This window comes from Klebsiella sp. Ech2A (assembly GCF_030078455.1).
Classification (GTDB): domain Bacteria; phylum Pseudomonadota; class Gammaproteobacteria; order Enterobacterales; family Enterobacteriaceae; genus Klebsiella; species Klebsiella terrigena.
The window spans coordinates 1-2,130 of sequence record NZ_JAQGFU010000367.1; the positions used below are offsets into that span (position 1 = coordinate 1).

The following is a 2,130-nucleotide window of genomic DNA, read 5'->3' on the forward strand; positions in this document are numbered from 1 at the left end:
GGGCCGTCCGGCTGCGGCAAAAGCCCGCTGCTGCGCCTGCTGGCCGGTCTCACCGTACCCGACAGCGGCGAAATCCGCTTCGGCGACCGCCTGGTGGCGAAAGCCGGCTGGGGTATGGCCCCGGAGCAGCGCGATATCGGCATGGTTTTCCAGGATTACGCTCTGTGGCCGCACATGACCGTGGCGCAAAACATCGCTTTTCCGCTGCGCATGCGCGGGGTGCCTCGCGGCGAACGCCAGACGCGGGTCAACGCCGCGCTGGCGAGGGTCGGGCTGACCGGCTTTGCCGAACGTAAACCCTCCGGCCTCTCCGGCGGCCAGCAACAGCGCGTCGCGCTGGCGCGGGCTATCGTCGCCGAACCTCGCGTGCTGCTGTTTGACGAACCGCTCTCCAATCTTGACAGCGAGCTGCGCGAGTCGCTGTGCATCGAGATGAGCCGTCTGCTGCGCCAGCTTGGCATCACCGCCGTCTACGTGACCCACGACCGTCGCGAAGCAGAGCTGCTGGCTGACCGCATTGTGCATTTATCGGCCGGCAGCGTTGCTGCCGTCCGCATTGTTACTTCATCCTCAGGGGAACCCGCATGAAATCCATTATGACCTTTAAGAAAGGAGCAGCGCTCGCGATGATGCTGTCGGCCACGATGATCTCCAGCGCCCACGCGCTAACCGTTTACACCGCCGGTCCCGGCACGCTGGCGAAAGGTCTTGCCAGCGGTTACGAAAAGAAAACCGGCGTTAAGGTCAATATCTTCCAGGCCACCACCGGTAAGGTGATGGCGCGGCTTGAGGCCGAGCAGGCCAACCCGCAGGCGGACGTGCTGATCTCCGCCTCGTGGGACACCGCGGAAGATCTCCATGCCCGCGGCTGGCTGCTGGCCTATCAAAGCGCCAACGCCGATAAGGTCCCGGCCAATCTGAAATCGGCCGATTACGTGGCGCAGGGCATTTCGGCGCTCGGGATCGTCTGGAACAGCAAAAGCGGCACGCCGGAGCCGAAGGAGTGGCGCGACCTGACGGAAGCGGCGTTTAAGGATAAGGTGACCACCCCGGACCCGGCGCTGTCCGGCGCATCCCTGGATTTGCTGATCGGGCTGCAGAACGGGATGGGCGACAAGGCCTGGGCGCTGTTCGACGAGCTGAAAAAGAACGGGATGGTAGTCAGCGGGCCGAATGCGCAGGCGGTGACGCCGGTGATGCAGGGCGCAAAAGCGGCGGTATTCGGCGCGGTGGACTACGTCTCTTACGGCAATATTAGCCAGGGCGAATCGCTGAAGGTGATTTTCCCGGCCAGCGGAACGGTGATTGCGCCGCGCCCGATGATGATCCTGAAAACGACCCAGCACGCTGACGATGCCAAAGCCTTTGTCGACTACGTGCTGTCGCCGGAAGGCCAGGCGATGGTGGCCGATGCCTGGCTGATGCCGGCGCGGTCCGACGTCCCGGCGAAGCGCCCGCTGCTTAACGAGCTGAAGGTTCTGCCGACCAGCGGCGACGGCAGCAGCGAACGCCGCGCGGTGCTGGCCCGCTTCAACACGCTATTCGCGCAGTAATCTGCCTTTCCCCTCGCCGCGGCGGGCTCGCGTTGGCCTGCGCGCGGCGGGGGGAGACCTCGCTTGCAGGAAAATACGGTGAATCAAAAACTTATTTCTGGCGTCACGCTAGCGGCGCTGCTGGTGCTGGTGGCATTGCCGCTGTTTTTTATCGTCTTACCGGCGGTATTTCCTCACTTCAGCGCCGGTTCGCTGGCCGGGGCCTTTAGCGGCGTCGCGACGCTGTTTGCCGATCCGCAGCTGCCGGCGATGCTCGGCGGCACCCTGTGGATCGCCTGCGGCGTGGCGCTGGTCAGCGTCGCCATCGGGCTCCCGCTCGGCGTGCTGCGCGGGCTGTTCAACCTGCCGCTGCCGCGCCTTTGGGACCTGCTGTTCTTAATTCCTTTTCCCACGCCGCCCTATATCGCCGCGCTGTCGTGGATGCTGGTATTGCAAAGCAACGGCTATCTCCAGCAGCTCACCGGCTGGGATCTCAACGACCTGCTGTTCAGCCGCAGTGGGATCGTGCTGGTGATGGCGCTGAATATTTTCCCGGTGGTCTATTTTGCCGTCTCCCGCAGCCTGCTGGCGAGCGGAC

2 protein-coding genes and 1 pseudogene are annotated in these 2,130 nt (G+C 64.2%); all 3 read left to right on the plus strand.

All coding sequences use genetic code 11. The annotated features are described in order from the left end of the window. On the plus strand, positions 1 to 588 hold a 588-nt coding region (locus tag PFH44_RS27015; protein ID WP_283826752.1), incomplete at its 5' end, for an ABC transporter ATP-binding protein. Further along, positions 585 to 1,553: an ABC transporter substrate-binding protein gene (locus PFH44_RS27020; RefSeq protein WP_045855272.1), complete on the plus strand. Its 969-nt coding sequence runs from the start codon at positions 585 to 587 to the stop codon at positions 1,551 to 1,553. The genes PFH44_RS27015 and PFH44_RS27020, both read left to right, overlap by 4 nt. A gap of 78 nt (positions 1,554 to 1,631) precedes the next feature. Continuing rightward, positions 1,632 to 2,130 (plus strand): annotated as a pseudogene (locus PFH44_RS27025) (iron ABC transporter permease); the annotation flags it as partial.

Bases quoted from the DNA above. Each gene is read 5' to 3' on its own strand.
- PFH44_RS27020 (WP_045855272.1), top strand. From the start codon at position 585: ATGAAATCCATTATGACCTTTAAGAAAGGAGCAGCGCTCGCGATGATG.